The organism is Clostridium chromiireducens (assembly GCF_002029255.1).
GTDB lineage: Bacteria > Bacillota > Clostridia > Clostridiales > Clostridiaceae > Clostridium > Clostridium chromiireducens.
In genome coordinates, this window is sequence record NZ_MZGT01000023.1 from 1 (window position 1) to 22,602 (window position 22,602).

Here is a 22,602-nt window from a genome sequence, read left to right on the forward strand (position 1 = left end):
ATATAATATATGTGATATAATATGCAAAATTAAAATTGGTAAAAAAATAGATGAAGTAGTAATCTGGGATAAAGCAAAATACAGATTATCATCAATTTCATATGAATCACAATTTCCATATGTCATATTAGAATGTGAATTTATAAACTAGTTAATGCACTTTATGGATATATTAAACCTTTTTCGGTATTTCTACTATAAAATTAGTTCCTTTACCAATTATGCTATCTACTGTTACATTTCCACCATGTGCTTCAACGATGGACTTAGAAATCGTAAGTCCTATCCCTGCTCCACCTGTTAATTTATTTCTCGACTCATCTGCTCTATAAAATCTCTCAAACACATAAGGTAAATCATCCTGTGATATTCCTATCCCTGTATCCTTAATGCTTATTTCAATATAATTATTATCTTCATATATATTAACATCAACTTTACCATCTTTTTGAGTATATTTTAAGGCATTAGATATTAGATTAACTACAACTTGGCTTATTTTATCTTTATCTAAATATGCAACAATATCTTTCTCATGAAAAATTAAAGATACACCTTTATTTAAAAATTCTTTTTCGAAGTTTAGAACTATATTTTTAACAACCTCACCAATATTAAACTTTGTCTTATTTAAAACGAGATTCTCACTTTCATACTGTGCTAACTTTTCCAAATCTCCTACAAGACGTTTAAGTCTTAGTATCTCTTCATGGCAGCTTACAAGCCTCTCTGGGGTTGGCTCCCATATTCCATCTATTAGTGCTTCCATATGACTTTGAAGAGTAGAAAGTGGAGTTCTAAGTTCATGGGAAACATCTTTTGTTAGTCTTTGCCTTAATTTTTCTTGTTCATTAAGAGAATACCCAAGACTATTGATAGTGGCAGTTAGTTTGTCTATCTCCTCAACATTTGATTTCTTCTCAATCTTTTGACTATAATCCCCTTTTGAAATCATCTCTGCTATATTTATAACCTTCAAAATTGGTCTGCTTAATCCTTCAGCCATTATCAATCCCAGTATTAATGCACATAATAAAGAAGCTGCTCCAACACCTATAAGTATTTTATTTAGAGTTTTTGAATACATTATGTCATTTTCATCATAATAAAAAGGGCCATAATGACCTATACTTATCGTTCCTACTTTATTAGAATTATTTATTATTGGATATTCATCTTTAGAATATTCACTTTCCCAGGTTGGAAAAATCTTTTCCATTGTACTAATCAAACGATTTTTAACTTCTTCACATTTAATATTATTGTAAGTTTCAGCATCCCATATTACTTTATTTGATGCATCTTTTACAGTGATAAATAACCCATTTTCAATTGCACCAGCACCAATACTTTGAATTGCCTCAACATTAAAAGTTTTACTATCGCTATACTCACGACTTATAGCTGCAACAATAATTTTATTGTCTCTTTCACGTTCTTGAATAACATAATTTTTGAATTGATTTACAAGAAAGAAGTGTGAAAGAATACTAATGAGTGCTACGCAAATCATAGTTATAAATATGTATGAAAGTGAAAGTCTGTTTCTAAGATTTTTCTTCATTAAATTCTCCTCCAAACCTATAGCCTGTTCCATGGACAGTAATTATATACTGTGGATCCTTAGGATTGGTTTCAATCTTCTGTCTTATATTTTTAACGTGAGTATCTACATTACGATCATATCCATCATAATCATCTCCAAGTGCCGTGCTTATTAGCTCTTCCCTTGTAAAAGTCTTGTTAGGATACTTAAGTAAGGTCATCAATATTTTATATTGCCTTGAGGTAAGCGCTATATTCTCTCCATTTTTCCGTATTTCTTTCTTTAACATATCTATTACCAAATCATTATCATTAAACGAAATTTCATTAGATAAAGGTACAACTTCTTCATTAAGTCTTCTAAATATAGCATATATTCTTGCTATAAGCTCTCTTGGACTAAAAGGTTTAGTTATGTAATCATCAGCGCCCATATGTAATCCTAAAATTATACTCTTTTCATCAATTTTTGCTGTAAGCATTATAATTGGTACCCTAGATTTTTTTCTAACTATGCTGCAGATTTCTTCACCTGTCATATCTGGCAGCATTAGATCTAGAACTATTAAATCTGGATTAATCCTTTCAAACATCTCTAATGCTTGATTACCATCATATGCTTCAAATACAATTGCACCTTCCTTCTCTAGATATGATTTTATAACTTCAACTATCTTATTTTCATCATCTACTATAAGAACCTTTTTCTCTTCCAGCATATTTTACCCCCTACCTAACTTAAATAATTATAACTTATTCGATCAATATATCTTGAATTATGCATTCCATTTTGAGCATAATATTCATTAGGGCTGCCTGTGGTGCAAAACAATAATGCTTTTTTCCCATTTAATGGACCTCTTGGAGCTCCGTCAACACTTTCACAAGCAAATCCATAGGAAAAAACTCTGTCAACATACCCTTTTAACACTGCTGGAAGGCCTACCCACCAAACAGGATTTACAAATGTAATGACATCAGCCCATTTAACATGGTCTTGTTCTGTTTTTATATCTTCAGGTATGTTTCCACTATGCAAAGCCTCAAAGTCAGCTGGTTTAAGAATAGGATCAAATCCTATTTCATAAAGATTTCTAACAGTAACATTATCCCCTTTTTATTTTGATGCTTTTTCTATACTATCCACTATTCCTCTGCAAAAACTTTCTGGGTTTGGATTAGCAAATACAACCAAATGATTCATAATTAATTCCTCCTTAAATATAAATACATTCTATTTTCCCTTGAAAAAATAAATATATTCTATTCTTACTAGATGCCTATGAAGCATCTAATTAAATGGATATTTACAAAGAAATTTAATTATGTCTGTATTAGGAGAATTAATTATTTCTTACAGCTTGATTTAGTGCATCATTTACAGCCATCATAATTCCCTTACTTGTCATTGTGGCACCCGATACTGCATCCACCTCTGTAGATTGTTTTTCTATAATTTCTTTAGGAATTACTGCTAAAGCTTCTTTTCCTTTTGTTTCATTATTAGATACAATCTCTACATTTGTGATTTTGTCATCTTTTACTGTAACTGCAACTTTTAAATCTGGATTTTTACCTTGTCCGATTCCATCATAAGTTCCATCATTATATTTTCCTTGGTTATTAGCTGTTGATGAAACATTGATTTCTGCTTGACTTAAAGCATTATTTACTGCTTCCATGATTCCTTTACTTGTCATTGTAGATCCTGATACCACATCAACGCTTGTAGATTGTGTATCTATAATTTCCTTAGGTACTGTATTTAAGGCTTCTTTTCCCTTTGTTTCATTGTTAGATACTATGTCTACATTTGTGATTTTGTTGTCTTTTATAGTCACTGCAACTTTTAAATCTGGATTCTTACCTTTCCCTACTCCTGTATATGTTCCATCTTTATATTTCTTTTGCTCTGATTTGTTAATATCTGAGCTACTAGCAACAGTAGTATTTGATGAATGATTAGGCATTGTATCCTTCATAACGCCACCTAAAGCATTTACTCCAGTAAAAGCAGCAATAGCTATTGTACTAGGAAGTAATGGACTTACATCTTCACCTAAAATATTTACTTTAGTATTTTTTCTAGGACAAACATCTATGCACTTAAAGCAATTTATACATTCTCCACTGATCACCTTATCCATTTCATAAAGCTTTATTCCCATTGAACAATTATTTGTACATATTCTACAAGATCCACATTTGTCTCTAAGTTTCTTTATTTTTAAAATTCTAGCCTTTGATAAGATTGAAAAGACAGCTCCAAGTGGACAAAGGTATCTACAGAAAAATCTTTCTATAAAAACTGCTCCAATTGCTATTATTGCAAGTATTATAAATCCTCCTGTATAACCTGCTATAGCACCCGAAATATTATCAAGCTGTGCAAATGCATCCCAAGGACTATAACTATCAAACACTGTACTACCGCTTGTCCAAATAACTACTATTATAAATATTAAAATAACATATTTAAAATATTTTAATATAGAATCTACTTTTTCATTAACTTTGAATTTTGTTTTAAATACTTTTTTTGATATCATGTAAATAAAATCATTAATAGCTCCGAAAGTACAAAGCCATCCACAAAAGAATCTCCCAAGTACTATGGTTATAATAAAAATTGTAACCATTGCTAATAATTGAGGCCATACTGATATTACATCAAAATTTCCTTTAAGAATCATTGAGTATAGCTTTTTTAATTGATTAAAAATCACTGCAACTAATTCTGGCATTAAAATTAAAAACATAATTTGAGAAATTAATCTCAATCCTTGTAACTTTGATATTGTTTTTTTCATCGTCTCTCTCCCATTCTACTATTCACGTTAATAAATTTTGTTTTTTTCTTATAGGCTATCCTTGTAAGTAAATTGTGTATTGGTTATCTTAAAATTATTTTTTATCCCTGAAGTCACATATACTTCTTTACTTTTAGTAATAAAAATAGCATCAATTCCTTTCAAGGATTCTATTAATTTAATGCTCTTTTCAAGCCCCATTATATAACCCCCTGTAGATAGTCCATCCCCATCAATGGAGTGATCTGAAATTATTGTTGAACTTATAATTTCACTTTCAGAAGGATATCCTGTTTTAGGATCAATTATGTGGTGATATATTTTTCCTTCCTTCGTAAAATACCTTTCATAATTTCCTGATGTAACTACAGATTTATTTTCCACGCTAATAACTCCAATATGTTCTCCACGAGTATCAGAAGGATTTTGAATACCTACGTTCCATAAGGTGTTATCAGGCTTTGTGCCCAAGGCATAAATATTTCCTCCAAGATCGATTAAAGCGCTTTTAATCTTGCAATTTTCAAAAACTTTCCTTACTTCATCTGCGGCATACCCTTTAGCTATTCCACCAACATCAATTGCTTGGTTTTCATGCTTTAATCCTATTGAATGATTCCTTTCATCAAGAATTATATCTTCATAATTAACGAGTTTAAGATTATTGGTAATTTCACTTTTACTTGGTATTCTAGGATTATCACTTCCTATACGCCATAGACTTACTATAGGCCTTATAGTTGGATCAAAAGTTCCTTCTGATAATCTGCTGTATTCCACTGTTTTTTTTATTACAAAGTAAGTATCTGTGCTTACCCCTTGGCTTGATACTCCAGCATTTTTATTTATCATGGAGACCTCGCTAAATTCTTTATATACAGACATCTTATTTTCTATTACATTAAGTCTATCCATAGCTTCTTGAATGGCTCTTTCTCCATTTCTTCCATCTACTCTCAATCGTATTATTGTACCAAGCCCATAAAATTCTCTTACAATGGTTCCTTCACTTTCTTTCTTATTTTTATTAACTACATAAGTTGAAATAACTATTATAAGAACTCCAATAACAATTCCTAAGAATAAATTTTGCTGAATTAATCTAATCAATTTTTAATAACCCCCATAATATAAGATTTTAAATTTTTAAAACCACCTAATTCTTTGAGTTTTCCTTCCACCTACACCTACAACTTCTGAACGTATTCTAACATTTATTTGTGTGAATTTTATGGGGATAGAAAACTTTAAAACAAAATAGATCTTAAATTTATGTGATAACTTACCGAAAGAGAAGGAGCTCTTTCAGATGTGGTATATATTTTAAGCATAAATCACATATACATTAAGACTTATTACCATAAACCAAAAGAACCACCACATAAAGATGCATTAACATCTTTATGTAAGTGGTATCATAGTTGGTATAGTATTTATTTCTGGTGCTATTTTCCTAATAATTCATCAACTAATGCCCTATTGTTTTCTACGCAATGTCCACATCCAGTTCCTACTTCAGTTTTTTCTTGAACTTCTTCAAATGATTTTGCCCCATTAGCAATGGCATTCTTTATGTCTTGTACTTTAACATTTTTGCATCCGCATATTACTTTATCATTATCCATTATCTCGTCTCCTTTAACTATTTTTAGTTTATATATGAAATCTTCTAACAATTATTATTTTTAGCACTTACATCTTTATTATGTATGCTTTTCAGATTATATATAAACAAATCATAACCTTAGCATATGCTTTTAAATATAACCCAACTAGAAATGAGTAGCATACTTTTGTGGAATGTTTCATAAGGAATTTTTATGGATGTGATTCTTAGAATAAAAGTTGTTCCAAATATGCTAGTTCAAAAAGTGATGCTCCAAATTTTATATTTGGTCAGCAGAACTTTCTCTGTGAGCGTTTTGCCTTTGAGGCTAGCATTTTGGGTACAACTTTTATTCTTAGAGTCACCCATAAAAATTCCTTAGAAACTGGAACAAAAGTATGCTACTCATTTCGGTGAGTTATTGTATAAGTTTAAGTTAAGTTCTGTTTATCTTTATACTATCTTGCTAATAATTGTTTAACTAATTCTTTATTGCTTTCTACGCAATGTCCACAACCAGTTCCTACTTTTGTAATAGCTTGCACTTCTTCAAATGATTTAGCTCCATTTTTAATTGCATTATTTATATCTTGTACTGTAACTTTAAAGCAACCACATACTACTGCATTTTCTTCTATTTTATTTGTTAATATTAATTTATTAATTAGTGCTTTATTACCTTCTACACAGCGGCCACAGCCAGTACCAACTTTAGTGATAGTTTGCACTTCTTCAAATGATTTTGCACCATTTTTAACTGCATTCTTTAAATCTTGTTCTGTTATTTTAAAACATCCACAAACAATTTTATTGTCCTCAGTTTTAACTTCTTCCTTTATTCCAAATAATTTTGATAATATTGATTTAATCATCTTACGTAACTCTCCTCATTATTTTTTTATTTATATGAAAGGTGTTTTATAATATAGTCACCTCTATTAACTATTTTTTAAAGTTTTTATTTTTATTAATGTTCCTTATATGCTTAAGTATTCTAATTTGATTGACTCTGCTAGCTCTGGATTTTGTTTCGAGACATTCATTAGGTACATAAGTACATTTCCTGGATACTCTATCTTATCTTTTAATTGAGTATATTCTAAAGATCTTCTTGTTAGTGCTACAACACAATTTTCACTATGATTTTCATTGCAGTCTTTACATAACTTACAGATATTTGCGATTCCTCTGGCAATTATTTTATCCTCATAGTATTTTAAATCGTCCTTTGGAATTAGATTTTGTCCATCCTCTATAGCTTTTATAGCTTTATCTTTTATATTTTCTACAACATACTTTGCAAATCCAATATTGCACTTTCTATAATTACAATTATCTGAACCTTTCTGGCAACAGTCATCGCATATTTCTTTCATATCATTCTCCAAATTACTTAAATAGTCCACTTAAACTCTTCCTTTCCAATCTCAAATCATATTCTCTAAATAAAATTAATTAATCATTACTAATTAGTTAACTACTAACTAGTTAATTACTAATTAGTACTATTTATTTAAAAATTAAGGTGTAACTTTATCTGATGTCTAGCCACTGTAACACTCCCATCTTCTATTGAAGCGGGAGATAACAGTGGCACGACCCTAGATAAGTTCAACTAACCTTCAGTGGGAGATAAAACTCCCTCTGAAGCTAAGTTTCACTTTATACACCTGATAATTTCTTTAACATATTTATTAGATTCTTCTTCTCTTCAACACTTAAAGCACTAAAAATTTCACTTAAATTATCTACGTGCTTAGGAAAAAGTTCACTCATAAGCTTTCTTCCTTTTTCAGAAATGCTTATCAGACTCGCACGTCTATCCTTAGGATCAGGTCGTCTTTCGATTAAATCATCCTTAGCTAGGTTATCTATAACAACAGTCATATTACCACCAGTTGAAAGAGTTTTCTCTAATATTTCACTGACTCTTAAGTCTCCTTTATGATACAGTACTTCAAGTACTCCAAATTGTGAAAAAGTTAATCCTCCTTCTTTGATAATTTTAATTTCTCTTTTATTAACACTTTGTATGCATCGGCTTAATGCTATAATAGCTTTTAAATTTAAATCATTTAATTCTCCATAAGTAACTTTCTTCTTATCCATGGGTATAATATTATTACTAATTAGTAATAATGTCAAGGGGATTATATCAATATAACTTTATGAAATAATTGGTAGAACCCAAAAAATCTGCTTTGAAGATTATGTGTTTCTACTACTTATAAAAATCATCTACAAACTTAACTTGATTATAATATTCCAAAGAATAAAAACCGTACTGGTTTTATACAATACGGCTATCTAGTAAAAATATTGGGGGTATGTAACAATATAGACTTTAATACACAAGATTAGACTTCATGAAGACACTTATTAGTCGGACTTTCAATCCAGATTCCCTCGTAATTATATCTTGAACCGTGACAAGGACAATCCCAAGTTAAATCATCAGCATTCCATTTAAGCTCGCAGCCTAAGTGGGCACACTTTGTTGATACCGTGAACACTTTACCATCATTATCCTTATATACTCCAGTCTTTTGACCTTTGTATTCTACAATGCCCCCATGACCATTTTGAATACTCTCAAGAGTCTCCTCTGGAATATCTATCCTTTGAGCAATGAAGTTCTTTGCAGTTATTATCAGATCATTAGCAGCATTTTTCATTGAAGATGACATATCAAATCTTCCTGGTGAAAATATTTCTGAAAAGTCATTTTCATTTTCAAGAATCATATCGCTTATTATCATTGCCGCAACCATTGAAGTTGTCATTCCCCATTTTTTAAATCCTGTTTCAACATAAATATTAGGAGTTTTAGATGAGTAGTGACCTATATAAGGTATATTGTCCAATGTCATACAATCTTGAGTTGACCAATGATATTTTTCTGTTGAGTTTGGATACAATTCTTTGGCTGCTTTTCTTAACTCTTCGTATGCTCCCCCTTCTTCATTTTCCCCAGTTCTTCGAACAGCACCACCAAATATTAATAAATTTTTATAATTCCTAAAAGAATATCCTGTTTTATCAATACATTTATACATTCCATTTACATCTTCTGCATTTTCTAATGCCAAAACATACGCTCTTTCTTGATGCATTCTCATAAAATAATATCCTGGAGTATTTAAAAATGGGTAATGAGCTGCTACCACTATTTTATTAGCTTTAATTTTCATATCATTTTTTGTAACTACAGTGTTGTCTTCAGTAATATCAAGAGCTACAGTATTCTCATAAATAGTTAATTTTTCTGAGATTGGACTCAAAAACTTAAGTGGATTAAACTGTGCCTGATTCTTGAATTTTAACGCCTTTTTAGCCCCTACAGGAATAATACTTACTTCATCTACGAGCTCTGCATCAATTCCTGATCTCTGAGCCGCATTATATTCATCTTCTAGACTTTCGATATTATCTAACGTATACAAATACGCATCTTTATACTCAAAGTCACAATCAATTTTTTCTGAATCAATTATTTCCTTGTATCTCCTTATTGCAAGCTCATTAGCTCTCGCATATTGTATTGCTCCTTCTTCACCAAATTCCTTAATGATACTATCATAAATTAAATCATGCTGAGATGTTATTTTAGCAGTTGTATTTTTAGTAACTCCACCTGCTGTACTTCTCGCATCAATTACAACAACTTCTCTCCCTCTTTTACTTAGCATATATGCTGTAAGTAGCCCTGCCATTCCAGCCCCTATTACAAGAACATCACATTCAATATTTTTATTTAGAGTTTCTCTTTTTCTAAAATTAACTTCAGAACTCCATACACTTTCCATATAAATCACCTCGTGCTTAGTATTCCATTTTTTTAAATACTATACACAGATTTCTATTAGTTCCTACAATTAATTTTTAAAATATTCATATAAATCATATTAGAAACATCTAATTTTTTATAATTATTGTTGTAATATTTAATGATATCGTTTAGTAATAAAACTAGGTCAATCTCTTTTGAGTTCTTAGCATTTGCATTAATTGTTCAAATAAATTAATTATGATAATATTACTAATATATTTTAGGTGATGGAGTTCGCCTTTAACTGCGTAATGCTAATGACTCCTACAAAATAGCGGTAATCCGCTTTTTTGTAGGAGTCATTTTTATTTTTCCAAATATACACAATAATTATTATGCTAAATTATATTACTAAAAACAATAAGATAAGGAGAATAATAATGCATAAAAGAAATTCAAAAATTTTAAGAACAACACTATTTATTAAGAACTTGAATATGAGTACAATCCTTGGGCTGTCATTTTTTAAATGGATTATAATTAGTACAATAGTAGGATCCTTAGTAGGTTCTGCTGCTGCTTTCTTTTTAAAAAGTTTAGATATTGCTACAACATTAAGGAATGATAATCCTTGGCTATTATTCCTTTTACCAATAGGAGGTGCACTTGTAAGTTTCTTATACTCTAAATATGGGAAAAACTCTTCTAAAGGTAACAATCTAATTATAGATAAAATTAATACAAGCAAAGATCATATCCCTTTGCGTATGGCACCTTTAGTCTTTTTTGGAACTTTCATTACTCACTTATTTGGTGGTTCTGCTGGAAGAGAAGGTACTGGAGTACAAATTGGTTCAAGTATAGCAGAAAGTATTGGTAAGTTATTAAAACTAGATAAAACAGATACTAAAATTATTTTAATGTGTGGTATAAGCAGCGGATTTGGTTCTGTATTTGGTACGCCTCTTGCTGGTACTATATTTGGACTTGAAGTGGCTGCTCTTGGAACTATGAATTATGCGGGGTTAATTCCTTGCTTTATTTCGGCTTTTGTAGGAAATATTATGACTGAAGTATGGGGAATTCATCATACTCATTATAGCGTTTTGCAAATTCCTGACATTACATATTCTTCAGTATTAAAAGTTGTAATTGCTGCAATTTTATTTGGATTAATAAGTAAGCTGTTCAGTGAATTAACTCATAAATTAAAAGAAGTTTTTTCTTCTGGTTTTGAAAATGCTTCTATTAAAAGCTTTATGGGCGGACTTATAATAATTGCCTTTACATATATAATAGGAACAAGAGATTATCTTGGTTTAAGTATTCCATTAATCAATGATTCCTTTACTGGGCATGTTAACCCTTTTGCATTTTTGCTAAAAATTATATTTACTTCATTTACCTTAGGTACAGGCTTTCAAGGCGGTGAGGTTACTCCCCTTTTTGTAATTGGTTCAACCTTTGGAAATACTTTATCAAGTATTCTTAATATTTCACCTTCACTTTTAGCAGCCTTAGGCCTTATTGGAGTATTTGCAGGAGCTACAAATGCACCTATAGCTTCTTTTGTTTTAGGCCTTGAAATGTTTGGCTCAGCAGGTATGGAATTTATGTTTATGACTTGTGCTATAAGTTATTTATTCTCTGGTCATTCTGGTATTTATACTTCGCAAAAGATTGGTATAAGCAAAAGCAGATTAATTAAAGTCCCTCAAGAATCGACTCTTGCTTATTATAGAAAAAAGAAAGTAGATGAAAAAAAATCTAAAGATAATCATATTCTTATTAGTCAATTTAAATTTGGAGTTTCAAGTATAGAGCTGCCTAGTATAGAAGGCCTAAATATGTATAAAATCAAATGTAACAGAAAAGGTGTACGATTAGTTCATCGTTCATATAATCCTGACGGTGGTACCTGGTCAGCAAATCCTATTAAAGGACAGTTAAAATATATTAAACTAAAAGATAATACTGAAGAAATTCATGCTATTAATGTATCTGAATCTTATGGCCAAAAGGATGAACTATTTTTAATGAACACTAATTTATTTAACAGCGTTGAAGTACAATATTCACTTCAAAAACATCATAGTAAACATGATTATAAGAATAATGTTTACTATGATGATGAATATGACGATTATGATAGTGAATCTAAAGAAGTAAACCTTAAAAATCAATTTAGGCTTTTAAAGTCTATCATTGAACTTCCAAATCCTAAAGGCGAAATTATTTATAACATTTCAGTTAATGGTGGTAAAGTTAGGCTAAACCACAATTCATATAATCCTGATGGTGGTACATGGTCTTCTCCTCCAAGTAAAGATCAAGTGCAGCATATAGATTTATATGAAGGCGAACATAAAATAAAATTGTGCATTGAAGAACATTTTGGATATAATGATAAAATAACTTTAGTTAATACTAATTTTAATAATAGTGTTGATATAACTTATAATGTTGAAAAAATAATTGATGATTTAAATATTGAAAATCTTAGTTAAGGCACATGAAAGAAAATAATAAACTTCATTTAAGATTGTAATTTGAAAAGCAAATTCTAATATACTAAAATTCTTAAGAATATTAGAATTTGCTTGAATAATTTTCCAAACAAAACAAAATATCTGAATCACGCTTTTTAGCAATTAATCGTTGAAAATTTGCAATTAATATAATAGCTATTACACAATAACTTTACATAAATATGTAGCCAGAACAACTCCTCCCAGGCTTAAGAAAACATTTAATAAAACATTTGACATGCCTGCTAAATATCTTCCATCACTTAGCAAGCTGATTGTTTCATAACTAAATGTTGAAAAAGTTGTAAGACCTCCCATGATTCCAGTGGTTAAAAAAAGCTTCAAATCTGGTGATATTAAATCTGTAGACATACTTAGTTCATTTATCATACCTATTAAAAAACCACCAACAACATTTACTATCAGCGTCCCTAGTGGAATGCTATAATTAAATAAATTGGCTGACTGTTTAGTAATTAAATATCTAGTTATTGCTCCTATACATCCTCCAATACCCACATAAATAACTCTTTGCAATTTAATCTCCTCCATTTATTAAAAAATATTTTATTATCAGGATTATTAATTACTATTCATCCTTCCTCCTCCATTCTTAAGTTACAACTCCATTTAACAACCAATATATTAGATTAAGTCTTCTTACTATACTAAGTTATGTTTTAATAAGTCCATTTTCTATTTCAATAACCAAAATTTATGCCTATGACTTTGTGAATATATGCATAGATTCAAGAAGTTCTTAAAAATAAAAAGACTCCTACTACATTAATTGTAGTAGAAGTCATCAATCTCTAAAGAGATGTTTAAAGGCGAACTTCATCACCTATAAAATTCCTCATATTCTAAAAATATCATCTGTTTATTTAATTGTAAGTTATAATTTGATGATTTTCAAGCTTTAATAATTCAATTTTTAATTTTCTTAATTATTCTTCTCTCTTATAATTTAAATCTTTTTATAATTTTATTAAGCATTTCATTTATCTAACTCCTCCATTTTAATAATAATGCTGAATGTACAATAACTACAACTGAACCTACATTATGTACCAATGCTCCTACAATTGGATTAAGAATACCTGTCATAGCTAATATAATTGCAATAAAATTTAAGGCCATTGACAATGCAAGATTAATATTTATTGTTTTCATAGTTCTCTTTGAAAGCTCTAATAAGTGTGGAATACATTTTATATCATCACTTACAAGGGCTATATCTGCCGCATCTACAGCAATATCACTTCCTATACCACCCATGGCAATTCCAACAAAAGCCTTCTTTAATGCTGGTGCATCATTTACTCCATCACCAACCATTGAAACGAGTTGTCCATTTTTTTGAAATTCTTCAATTATAGCTAATTTATCTTCAGGCAGGCATTCTGAATATACCTTTTCAATACCAGATAAAGTTCCTATATTTTCTGCTGTTTTTTTATTATCACCTGTAATCAGAGCAGACTCTATATTTAATTTATTAATTTTTTGAATTGTATTTTGGGCATCTTCTCTTAATACATCTTCTAAAACAACAAAACCTTTTACATGATCATCCTGTGCAATATACACAACTGTACATCCTTTTTCTATAAAATCGGAAGCTAAATTTTCTTGAACATTGCTTAAGTTTAATTGATATTCTTCTAGTAGCTTCTTGTTTCCTGCTATTATTTTATTATTATCTATTTTTCCAGAAACCCCTTTACCAATTATCATCTTAAAGTCTGTAACTTTCTTAAATCCTTCCTTTGATACTGTTTTATAATATTCTATAATTGCTTTTCCAAGTGGATGCTCTGAAGAGCTCTCAACACTGGCCATTAAATTTAATAATTCTTCTTCTGATACGCTTTTGTCAAAAGTACATACTTTAGTTACTTTTGGTTTTCCATAAGTTAAAGTTCCTGTTTTATCAAAAGTAATCTTCTTAACTTTTGATAACCTTTCAAGGGCATCCCCTTCTCTAATTAAAATACCGTGCTTTGTCGCATTTCCTATACCTGCCATTATTGCTGTCGGTGTTGCTAAAACTAATGCGCAAGGACAAAATACAACTAATATTGTAACAGAACGAAGAATTTCACCCGTAACGAACCATGTTCCACCTGCTGATATTAAAGCAATTACAACAATCCATGTAGCCCATCTATCTGCCATTCCTACAATCTTTGCTTTTCCCGCATCTGCTGATTTTACAAGACGGATCATTCTTTGAAGTGAACTATCTTCACCAACTTTACTCGCTTTCATACTGAAGGCACCAAATTGATTTACAGTACCACTAAATACTTCATCTCCAACATTCTTATCTACAGGCATTGATTCCCCTGTCATAACAGATTGATCTATTGATGTCTCCCCTTCAATCAAAATACCATCAACAGGTACTGTCTCTCCTGGCAAAACTTTAATAATATCATCTACTAGAACATCCTTAGCTTTAATCATTTTTTCTTTTCCATCTACAATTACTCTTGCTATTGTTGGTGTTAGATTAACCAATTTTTCAATTCCAGATTTTGCTTTTGCAACAGTATGTTCTTCAAGCAATGCACCTAAAGTCATAATAAATGCAACTTCTCCTGCTGCAAATATTTCACCTATGATTACAGAAGCAATTAAAGCCATAGAAACTAGCACATCTGCTTTAATATCAAATTCTGTAACAAGTCCAATTATTGCTTCTTTAATAATTGGCAAACCACATAATACTATTGCTATATAAGCAGCATCAAAAGGTAAATCTATTAAATTAAAAAAACTAATTATTAGCGATAATGCTGATATTATAAGCATTATCATAGTTCGTTTTTCTTCATCCTTTATGAATTCACTTATTTTAGACATTTCATATCCTCTCCTTTCATATACCCCTAGGGGTATACGTATATGATAATGATAAAAGATTTTTTTGTCAAGAATGATTCTCATAATTGTTTAAAAATATTTATAACAAAAAGCAGTCAAATTTTTGACTGCTTCCCATAAAAAATCATTATAATTTAAATATTGTTATGACATCCTAGAAAAATGCTCTACTGCTTTAGCAAAATCAGCAATTGTCTTATCAGCATCACCGTGCTCTATCCCTTCACGAACACAATGTTGAAGATGCCCCTCCAATACTACTTGACCAACTTTATGTAAAGCACTTTTAGCCGCATTAATTTGTATTAAAATATCTTCACACGGTACATCCTTATCCACCATTTCTGAAATGGCTCTAAGCTGGCCTTCTATTTTTTTAATCCTAGTTTGAACTTTGGGTATATCCATACATTGACGCATATCAAATCCTCCTAATAAAATTAAATATTATTGTTTTCATAATTTATATTTCAGTAATCACTGGCAAAACCATAGGTTTTCTTTTTATTTTTGTATATATAAAAGTGTTTATTTCTCTTCTAATAGTATTTTTTATTTCTGACCACTCAGTTACATTATTATCAAGGCATCCCTTTACACTTTTATAGGCTATTTCTCTAATATCCTTAATTATTTCTTCTGAATCTCTAACATATACAAATCCGCGCGTAATAATATCTGGACCAGATATTATACTTCTACTTTCTTTATTTATAACTATAACTACTGTTATAATACCGTCCTTTGATAAATTTTTTCTATCTCTAAGTACAATATTACCTACATCTCCAATACCTAAGCCATCTATAAGAACTCTACCTGCTGGCACCTTGTTAGTTATTTCTGCTTTATTTCTAGATAATTCTAATACATCTCCTATTTCTAATATAAACGTATTTGATTTATCCATACCCATATTTTCTGCAATTTTAGAATGACTTAATAAATGCCTATACTCACCATGTACTGGTACAAAAAATTTAGGTTTTAAGAGTGCATGAATCAATCTAAGCTCTTGCTCACAAGCATGGCCTGATACATGTATGTCTTCTATTGCTTCGTATATCACCTTGGCACCTTTTTGTGTTAAATCATCTATAACATTAGAGACAGCCTTTTTATTACCAGGTATTGGAGTTGATGATATAATTACCATATCATCCTTTTCAAGTTGAATACTCCTATGATTTCCTGAGGCTATTCTTGTAAGCGCTGCCATTGGCTCACCTTGGCTTCCAGTGGTAATTATCGTAATTTTATTGTTAGGGTATTTTTTAATATCATTTAAATCTATTATCATTTCTTGTGGTATAAATAAATATCCCAAGACTCTAGCAACTTCAGATATTTTTTCCATGCTTCTTCCACTGAAAGCAATCTTTCTACCATTTTTTATAGACGCATTTGCAATCTGCTGCACTCTATGGATACTTGATGCAAAAGTAGCTACTATTACTCTTCCATCTGCCTTAATAAATAGATTATCTAAAGTTTCACCAACAGTCTTTTCCGACATTGTATAGCCTGCACGAGTAGCATTAGTACTATCAGCCATTAAAAGCAGTACTCCTTTTTTTCCGATCTGTGCATATCTTTGTAAGTCTATAATTTCTCCATCAATTGGAGTAAAATCAATTTTAAAATCACCAGTATGAACAATTGCTCCTATAGGTGTATGTAAAGCAATTGATACACTATCTGCTATACTATGATTTGTTCTAATAAATTCAATCTTGAAATTGCCTTTTTCTATTATATCACCTGGTTTAACCATGTTTAATGTGCAATCACTAAGAATATTATGTTCTTGTAATTTACTTTCAATTAACCCTAAAGTTAACTTTGTAGCATAAATAGGAACATTGATTTGTTTTAACACATAAGGTAATCCTCCTATATGATCTTCATGCCCATGAGTTATAAAAAATCCCTTTATCTTATCTTTATTTCTTAGTAAATACGTTATATCAGGAAGTACTAGGTCGATTCCTGGAAGCTCTCCATCTGGAAATGACATTCCACAATCTATAACTACTATTTCGTCTTCATATTCAAATACAGTTAAATTCTTCCCTATTTCTCCTAGCCCTCCTAAAGGTATAACTTTTATCTTATTAACTTTTTTCTTATTTACCATTTTTACTCCTAATCTGTAACTAAGAACACAAAAATAGAACTTAGCTACCACTAAATTTTTTCTATAATTAAATTTTTATTTTTTTATATTCCGAAGAGCAATAATACACTTTCTTAAAGTCATTTTGTCTTAACCTCATAATAATATTTATTATCAATTTTAGAAAGATTTAAAATAAACTTAGTATATCTGCACCTTGTTTTTCTTTATAAATATTATGTTCATTATAAAAAAACTTGAATAAATATAAATTTATAAATGTGACCATAAATCGATTATATTCATTCATCTTTTTTTATTGCTTTTAATATATGTAACTAATTTAATCAAATAACTCTTAACTAAATATTATCACGAAAACTCTTATGTAGTCAATTTCAACCTAATAATATTATTATTATTTTCCTGTTTTTATATTAACTATGAGAAGTTTGACCCAAAATTTCGATATAAAACATCAGTCTGTAATAAAATTAATAATAACTAATTTTTATTACAGACTTTTTAATAATAATAAATAGATAAATTTAGCTTAATCGATTTTTAATATATTTCCCGTATTATTGTAGTCAAATTTATTTCCAAAAAGAGTTGTTATTTTTAAACTCATTTATTTTTTCTCCTTATCATAATAATCTTGAATAGCATTTCTAAGTGCTTGTACACCAAGATTAGAACAATGTTTTTTATTTTCTGGTAATCCTTCTAATGCATCTACAATATCTTCTTCAGTAATTTTCAATGCTTCTTCTACTTTTACATTAAATTTATTTAATTTATCTTCATCTTTATGCTACTCTAATTCATCAATAATTTTTTTAACTATAGGATTAAATAATAATTCTAAACTTTCATCTATATGGGCATCATAAAATCCCAACGCTGTATCCAAGCCCTTTTAAATGTTTCGCAATGGTCACAGAAATTGAAGATTTACCAACTCCTCCTTTACCACTCATAACACCAATAATTTTCTTTACATTGTTCAAAGGATTGTTTTCAATCATGCAGCTAGCTTTATCTTTTGCACATCCATTTTTTGTTATTGTCAAATGCTAATAAAAAATATTGACTTACTTTTTTAAAGGGATTACTATTAATTATGGCAAATTTAATTACCATATATTATGAGTTATTTGAAGTAATACTAGGAGATATTTTATGAAAAATATAAATAATAAGCAATTACTTTTGAAGATAATTGAACATATATATTACAGCTAAAATATCATTAAATATAAACTCATATATTTAACACATTTTTTATACTATAAATCAAAATATTGAAAAGGGGTTGTACAATGTATATTTCAGATGAACTTATAGACAAATTTATTAAAGAAGATATACCCTACATAGATTTAACTACTCTAATTTTAGGAATTGGTCATCAAATAGGCACTATACAATTTTTCACAAGAGAAGATGCCGTACTTTGTGGCACTGAGGAAGTTTCAAAAATATTTAACAAGTTAAATATAGAACTGGTTAAAACTAAGCCTTCAGGCGCTTTAATAAAAAAAGGTGAAGTTTTCCTCGAAGGAAAAGGTAATGCTGAAGATTTGCATATGGCATGGAAAGTATCACAAAACATTCTTGATTACAGTTCAGGAATTGCTACTAAAATGAAAAAATTAGTAGATAAAGTATCTAAAATAAATTCTAATCTACATATTATTACTACAAGAAAAGTGGTTCCCGGAAGTAAGGAATTAGCGATTAAAGCTATAATTGCAGGTGGTGGATTTCCCCATAGACTAGGATTATCAGAAACCATATTAATATTTAAACAACATTTATGCTTTTTAGGCGGCATTGATGAGCTTATTAAAAATTTAAATTCCATAAAATCTAAAGCCTGCGAAAAAAAAGTAATAGTGGAAGTGGAAAGTATAGATGAAGCTATTAAACTTTGTAAAAATGGCATTGATGGTATTCAATTTGATAAAGTCCCACCTAATGATTTAAAAGCATATGTAGATATTCTTAAAAATATTAATCCTTCTATTATTATTTTAGATTCTGGTGGCATAAATGAAAACAACATTGAAGAATATGCTAAGACAGGCGTCAGTGCCATTGTTACAACTTCAGTATATCATGCGAAACCTATTGATATTGGCTGCAAAATTAAAAATGATAAAATGCAATAAAGTAAAACCAAAATTTAATTTTAATAAACACGATACTTATTTAAATTTTAAAAGAGAGGTTAGCCATTTTACCTTCCTCTCTTATTATTATTATTAAACTAATTAAAATGCCATTTACTACTTAATTATACAATTTTATAAATGAGCATTTACCTTATTTATTATATTATTTTTTGGCATAAAACCAGCCAAATTTTCTACTGGAATTCCATCTTTAAAAATAATCATAGTTGGAACCGCTGCTATTCCATATTTTTGTGCTATTCTGCCATCTTCATCAACATCTAGTTTGAAAAAATTAACTTTATCTCCCATTTCATTACTAACACCTTCAAATATAGGAGCTAACATCTTACAAGGTCCACACCAAGTTGCAAAGAAATCAACAACAACTACACCTTTTGTATTTTCAACATTTTGAACAAATTCATTACTATTTATTATTTTAGCCATGCTTAATTCCTCCTATTTAATTTAAACATTTAATAATTCCTAGTTTGCTTATACTTTAATTATATTTTTGTTTTTATTCTTTTTCTGTGACTTAATCACTTAATACATTGTCTATAAATGTTTCCTTACCGATTCTATCCATAACTGTAGAAATTCTTTCTCCTTTTTGGCCAACTTCTCTGTAGTACTTCATTATTTTATCAATTACAGGTACTATCTTTTCTTCCTCAAATATTTTTCCAAGTGAATCTCCAATTCTCATTCCCCTTCCAAATCTTCCACCTACAAATATTTCAGCACCGTTTTCTTTAACAATAGCAGCATTAGTTTTGCATACTCTCACACATTCACCGCAGCTTACACAGAGCTCTTTATTATAAACTATCTTCTTATCTACTATTTCTAAGGCTTTTTGCCTGCAACCTTGTACACAAAGGCCACATCCAACACAATTATCTAGCTTAAATTCTGGTATTGTTCTTCCCATAACTCCTATATCATTTATATTAGCTTTTGCACAATTATTTGCACAGCCAACAACTCCAATTTTGCATTTATGTGGAGTATCAGTTCCAAAATATTTAACTTCCAATTCTCTACATATCCCTTGTGTATCAATATTTCCATGAAGACACACAGTTCCTTTGCATGCAACTAATGGTCTTATTTTTTGACCTGTCCCACCATGACGTAACCCCAAATCTTTAGCTTCTTCCATTACTTTTTCTGCATCTTCATCTTTGATCCAAGGAACTTCCATTTGAAGTCTTGTAGTAAGACCAACATAGCCTCGTCCATATTTTCCTGCAATCTTATTAATCATATTTAATTCTTCCACTGTATAATTTCCTGCTTTGCTTAAGAACCTTACTGAATAATGTTCTTTATCATTTTGCAATAAAAATCCTAGAGCTTTCATTTCTTTTTGTCTTTTAGCATTAACCATAAAAAATATGCATCTCCTTCAAATATGTAATTTATTCAAATTAATTAACTTTAATACCTTAAAGTATAATATTGGATTATTTGCAAGTAAAATAAGAATTTATAATATAACCATAAATATATCTAATGATTCAGTGTGGCATTTGATGTTTGTGCCTATACTAAAACCCATATAAGAGATTGTATTATAATCTTTCTTAATTAATATTATTGACATATGCCATTTATGAGTTTATTATAATAGATAAAGGGCATATGCCAATAATGTTTATTATATATGTTCCTTTATTTAATATTTTGTTGGAGGTTTATATTATGAAAATAGCATTACCATCACGTAATAATAATATCGATGGTCACTTTGGACACTGTGAATATTACACAGTTTTTACAGTTGATACACAATCTAAAGAAATAACAAATTCTGAAACTGTTGAATCACCAGCTGGCTGTGGCTGCAAATCAAATATTGCAACTACTCTTTCTGATATTGGAGTTGAAGTTCTTCTTGCAGGAAATATGGGTGAAGGAGCTGTAAGAGTGTTAAATAATGCTGGTATAAAAGTTTTACGTGGCTGCTCTGGAGATGTCAAAACTGTAGCATTAAACTGGATTGAAGGTTCACTTGTAGATTCCGGCGATGTCTGCCATGAACATGAATGCCATAATTAATAAATTTAATTAAAAAGTTGTTCATAGTGATTTAATAAATCACTATGAACAACTTTTTTATAGCTAATCTTATTTTGTAAATTTTTACTTTTTCAAAATTACTTTACAGATTAATTATAATTCAGACTTCAAAATAATATTCTGCACTAGTTATTGAAAATCCTTGAATATTTCTCTATACAAATTTTCAAAAGCACTATTCTTTCTCCATATAAAATAAAAGCAATGCTTTTTTTGCAAATCTTGAATTTCAACTTTTTGTAAACTGCCATCTTCTAGTTCTTCTTTTACTGCCGCTTCGTATATAGCTGTGATTCCATTGTTATTTTTAACTAAAGATTTTATTGTATTAATATTTCCTATTTCAATTACTTTATTAAAATCTTTTATTGTCAAGTTTTGTTCTTCTAAATTTCTTTCAAAAATATCTCTTGTTCCTGAACCTTTTTCTCTTACAATCAAAGTTTCTCTAAGTAGATCTTCAAGTACTTTAGGCTGCTCTTTAAATTTATAGTCTTTACCTGCTACACAAATATATCTTTCCTTAGAGTATATAACATAATCATACTCGCTTTTTATAAAATATCCTTCTACTAATGCAAAATCAATTTCACCATGTTCCAATTTCTTCAAAAGTTCCTTAGTGTTCCCTACAATCATATTAATATTCATGTTATTATTCTTATTCAAATAGTTATGAAGTTTTAATGGTAATATAAATTCCCCTATTGTAAGGGTCGCACCAAATTTAAGATTCTTTACTCCTAATTTTTCTTCATCAATCTTTTCTTTTAAGAATTTTTCATCATGCTTCATTGTAATAGCTGTTTGATACAAAATTTCTCCTGATTTTGTAAGCTTTATTTTTTTTCCTTCATATTCAAATAATTTACTTTCATAAGCTTTTTCTAAATATTTTATATGTTGTGATACTGCTGGCTGTGTAATGCAGAGTATTTCTGCTGCTTTCGTAAAATTCATATATTCGCATACAGTTAAAAAAGTATCTATTCTAAAATCCAACATTTTTTCACCTCTGCAATATATCATAACACATTTTTATTAATATATAGAAATGAATAATTTTTACTTATG

The 22,602-nt window shown here is 29.5% G+C and carries 18 protein-coding genes, 4 pseudogenes and 2 riboswitches; of the genes and pseudogenes, 3 read left to right on the plus strand and 19 right to left on the minus strand.

All coding sequences use genetic code 11. The features are described 5' to 3' along the window. Window positions 1-172: 172 nt before the first annotated feature. The 10 genes and pseudogenes from CLCHR_RS09820 to CLCHR_RS09865 all read right to left on the minus strand — a co-directional run bounded on the left by CLCHR_RS09820 (window position 173) and on the right by CLCHR_RS09865 (window position 9,767). Window positions 173-1,564, minus strand: a complete 1,392-nt coding sequence (locus tag CLCHR_RS09820) for a sensor histidine kinase (RefSeq protein ID WP_079439538.1) — start codon at window positions 1,562-1,564, stop codon at window positions 173-175. Then, entirely contained in the window at window positions 1,548-2,264 is a 717-nt protein-coding gene (locus CLCHR_RS09825) for a response regulator transcription factor (RefSeq protein WP_079439539.1), read from the minus strand. The genes CLCHR_RS09820 and CLCHR_RS09825 overlap by 17 nt, the downstream gene beginning before the upstream one ends. A gap of 14 nt (window positions 2,265-2,278) precedes the next feature. Further along, a pseudogene (locus tag CLCHR_RS09830) lies at window positions 2,279-2,644 on the minus strand (NAD(P)H-dependent oxidoreductase); the annotation flags it as partial. Between the two features lie 244 nt (window positions 2,645-2,888). Continuing rightward, window positions 2,889-4,355, minus strand: a complete 1,467-nt coding sequence (locus CLCHR_RS09835; protein WP_079439540.1) for an FMN-binding protein — start codon at window positions 4,353-4,355, stop codon at window positions 2,889-2,891. A gap of 48 nt (window positions 4,356-4,403) precedes the next feature. Then, window positions 4,404-5,465: an FAD:protein FMN transferase gene (locus tag CLCHR_RS09840; protein ID WP_079439541.1), complete on the minus strand. Its 1,062-nt coding sequence runs from the start codon at window positions 5,463-5,465 to the stop codon at window positions 4,404-4,406. 335 nt (window positions 5,466-5,800) lie between these two features. Then, complete coding sequence (locus CLCHR_RS09845) at window positions 5,801-5,980, minus strand: (2Fe-2S)-binding protein (RefSeq protein WP_079439542.1); 180 nt, start codon at window positions 5,978-5,980, stop codon at window positions 5,801-5,803. Window positions 5,981-6,419: 439 nt separating this feature from the next. Then, complete coding sequence (locus tag CLCHR_RS09850) at window positions 6,420-6,833, minus strand: (2Fe-2S)-binding protein (RefSeq protein WP_079439543.1); 414 nt, start codon at window positions 6,831-6,833, stop codon at window positions 6,420-6,422. A 105-nt stretch (window positions 6,834-6,938) separates the two neighbouring features. Beyond that, window positions 6,939-7,337: a hypothetical protein gene (locus CLCHR_RS09855; protein ID WP_079439595.1), complete on the minus strand. Its 399-nt coding sequence runs from the start codon at window positions 7,335-7,337 to the stop codon at window positions 6,939-6,941. 286 nt (window positions 7,338-7,623) lie between these two features. Further along, the gene (locus CLCHR_RS09860) at window positions 7,624-8,070 is read right to left on the minus strand and encodes a MarR family winged helix-turn-helix transcriptional regulator (protein ID WP_079439544.1); all 447 of its coding nucleotides are present in this window, start codon (window positions 8,068-8,070) and stop codon (window positions 7,624-7,626) included. 248 nt (window positions 8,071-8,318) lie between these two features. Continuing rightward, window positions 8,319-9,767: an FAD-dependent oxidoreductase gene (locus CLCHR_RS09865; protein ID WP_079439545.1), complete on the minus strand. Its 1,449-nt coding sequence runs from the start codon at window positions 9,765-9,767 to the stop codon at window positions 8,319-8,321. Window positions 9,768-10,004: 237 nt separating this feature from the next. After that, a riboswitch (Fluoride riboswitch) is annotated at window positions 10,005-10,064 on the plus strand. A gap of 106 nt (window positions 10,065-10,170) precedes the next feature. Here CLCHR_RS09865 and CLCHR_RS25575 point away from each other — a divergent pair. Further along, window positions 10,171-11,481, plus strand: a pseudogene (locus tag CLCHR_RS25575) (voltage-gated chloride channel family protein); the annotation flags it as partial. Window positions 11,482-12,417: 936 nt separating this feature from the next. Here CLCHR_RS25575 and crcB read toward each other — a convergent pair. The 6 genes and pseudogenes from crcB to CLCHR_RS09900 all read right to left on the minus strand — a co-directional run. Continuing rightward, window positions 12,418-12,810, minus strand: a complete 393-nt coding sequence (gene crcB, locus CLCHR_RS09875; protein WP_341456891.1) for a fluoride efflux transporter CrcB — start codon at window positions 12,808-12,810, stop codon at window positions 12,418-12,420. 237 nt (window positions 12,811-13,047) lie between these two features. Then, window positions 13,048-13,112, minus strand: a riboswitch (Fluoride riboswitch). Between the two features lie 151 nt (window positions 13,113-13,263). After that, window positions 13,264-15,126 carry a heavy metal translocating P-type ATPase gene (locus CLCHR_RS09880; protein ID WP_079439548.1) on the minus strand — a complete coding sequence of 621 codons (1,863 nt, stop codon included), beginning with the start codon at window positions 15,124-15,126 and terminating at the stop codon, window positions 13,264-13,266. A gap of 165 nt (window positions 15,127-15,291) precedes the next feature. Then, complete coding sequence (locus tag CLCHR_RS09885) at window positions 15,292-15,567, minus strand: metal-sensing transcriptional repressor (RefSeq protein WP_079439549.1); 276 nt, start codon at window positions 15,565-15,567, stop codon at window positions 15,292-15,294. Between the two features lie 43 nt (window positions 15,568-15,610). After that, a complete protein-coding gene (locus CLCHR_RS09890; protein ID WP_079439550.1) occupies window positions 15,611-17,284 on the minus strand; it encodes a ribonuclease J in 1,674 nt (557 codons plus the stop codon). A 610-nt stretch (window positions 17,285-17,894) separates the two neighbouring features. Continuing rightward, window positions 17,895-18,038 (minus strand): annotated as a pseudogene (locus tag CLCHR_RS09895) (iron-sulfur cluster assembly scaffold protein); the annotation flags it as partial. 115 nt (window positions 18,039-18,153) lie between these two features. Beyond that, window positions 18,154-18,291: pseudogene (locus CLCHR_RS09900) on the minus strand (P-loop NTPase); the annotation flags it as partial. 294 nt (window positions 18,292-18,585) lie between these two features. Between CLCHR_RS09900 and modD the strand changes: the two are divergent. Next, window positions 18,586-19,437 (plus strand): ModD protein, encoded by an 852-nt coding sequence (gene modD, locus CLCHR_RS09905; RefSeq protein ID WP_079439551.1) that lies wholly within the window; start codon window positions 18,586-18,588, stop codon window positions 19,435-19,437. A gap of 135 nt (window positions 19,438-19,572) precedes the next feature. On the opposite strand, the gene trxA is transcribed toward modD, so the two are convergent. After that, window positions 19,573-19,890 carry a thioredoxin gene (trxA, locus tag CLCHR_RS09910; protein ID WP_079439552.1) on the minus strand — a complete coding sequence of 106 codons (318 nt, stop codon included), beginning with the start codon at window positions 19,888-19,890 and terminating at the stop codon, window positions 19,573-19,575. A 91-nt stretch (window positions 19,891-19,981) separates the two neighbouring features. Further along, on the minus strand, window positions 19,982-20,836 hold the full coding sequence (locus CLCHR_RS09915) for a 4Fe-4S binding protein (protein ID WP_079439553.1): 855 nt from the start codon (window positions 20,834-20,836) through the stop codon (window positions 19,982-19,984). 314 nt (window positions 20,837-21,150) lie between these two features. Here CLCHR_RS09915 and CLCHR_RS09920 point away from each other — a divergent pair, with 314 nt between their 5' ends. Beyond that, a complete protein-coding gene (locus CLCHR_RS09920; RefSeq protein ID WP_079439554.1) occupies window positions 21,151-21,507 on the plus strand; it encodes a NifB/NifX family molybdenum-iron cluster-binding protein in 357 nt (118 codons plus the stop codon). Between the two features lie 150 nt (window positions 21,508-21,657). Here the strand turns inward: CLCHR_RS09920 and CLCHR_RS09925 are convergent, their stop codons facing one another. Further along, window positions 21,658-22,533, minus strand: coding sequence for a LysR family transcriptional regulator (locus CLCHR_RS09925; RefSeq protein WP_079439555.1), 876 nt, complete (start codon window positions 22,531-22,533; stop codon window positions 21,658-21,660). Window positions 22,534-22,602: the final 69 nt, after the last annotated feature.

Bases quoted from the DNA above. Each gene is read 5' to 3' on its own strand.
- CLCHR_RS09820 (WP_079439538.1), bottom strand. From the start codon at position 1,564: ATGAAGAAAAATCTTAGAAACAGACTTTCACTTTCATACATATTTATA.
- CLCHR_RS09825 (WP_079439539.1), bottom strand. From the start codon at position 2,264: ATGCTGGAAGAGAAAAAGGTTCTTATAGTAGATGATGAAAATAAGATA.
- CLCHR_RS09835 (WP_079439540.1), bottom strand. From the start codon at position 4,355: ATGAAAAAAACAATATCAAAGTTACAAGGATTGAGATTAATTTCTCAA.
- CLCHR_RS09845 (WP_079439542.1), bottom strand. From the start codon at position 5,980: ATGGATAATGATAAAGTAATATGCGGATGCAAAAATGTTAAAGTACAA.
- CLCHR_RS09850 (WP_079439543.1), bottom strand. From the start codon at position 6,833: ATGATTAAATCAATATTATCAAAATTATTTGGAATAAAGGAAGAAGTT.
- CLCHR_RS09855 (WP_079439595.1), bottom strand. From the start codon at position 7,337: ATGAAAGAAATATGCGATGACTGTTGCCAGAAAGGTTCAGATAATTGT.
- CLCHR_RS09860 (WP_079439544.1), bottom strand. From the start codon at position 8,070: ATGGATAAGAAGAAAGTTACTTATGGAGAATTAAATGATTTAAATTTA.
- CLCHR_RS09865 (WP_079439545.1), bottom strand. From the start codon at position 9,767: ATGGAAAGTGTATGGAGTTCTGAAGTTAATTTTAGAAAAAGAGAAACT.
- crcB (WP_341456891.1), bottom strand. From the start codon at position 12,810: ATGGAGGAGATTAAATTGCAAAGAGTTATTTATGTGGGTATTGGAGGA.
- CLCHR_RS09880 (WP_079439548.1), bottom strand. From the start codon at position 15,126: ATGTCTAAAATAAGTGAATTCATAAAGGATGAAGAAAAACGAACTATG.
- CLCHR_RS09885 (WP_079439549.1), bottom strand. From the start codon at position 15,567: ATGCGTCAATGTATGGATATACCCAAAGTTCAAACTAGGATTAAAAAA.
- CLCHR_RS09890 (WP_079439550.1), bottom strand. From the start codon at position 17,284: ATGGTAAATAAGAAAAAAGTTAATAAGATAAAAGTTATACCTTTAGGA.
- modD (WP_079439551.1), top strand. From the start codon at position 18,586: ATGTATATTTCAGATGAACTTATAGACAAATTTATTAAAGAAGATATA.
- trxA (WP_079439552.1), bottom strand. From the start codon at position 19,890: ATGGCTAAAATAATAAATAGTAATGAATTTGTTCAAAATGTTGAAAAT.
- CLCHR_RS09915 (WP_079439553.1), bottom strand. From the start codon at position 20,836: ATGGTTAATGCTAAAAGACAAAAAGAAATGAAAGCTCTAGGATTTTTA.
- CLCHR_RS09920 (WP_079439554.1), top strand. From the start codon at position 21,151: ATGAAAATAGCATTACCATCACGTAATAATAATATCGATGGTCACTTT.
- CLCHR_RS09925 (WP_079439555.1), bottom strand. From the start codon at position 22,533: ATGTTGGATTTTAGAATAGATACTTTTTTAACTGTATGCGAATATATG.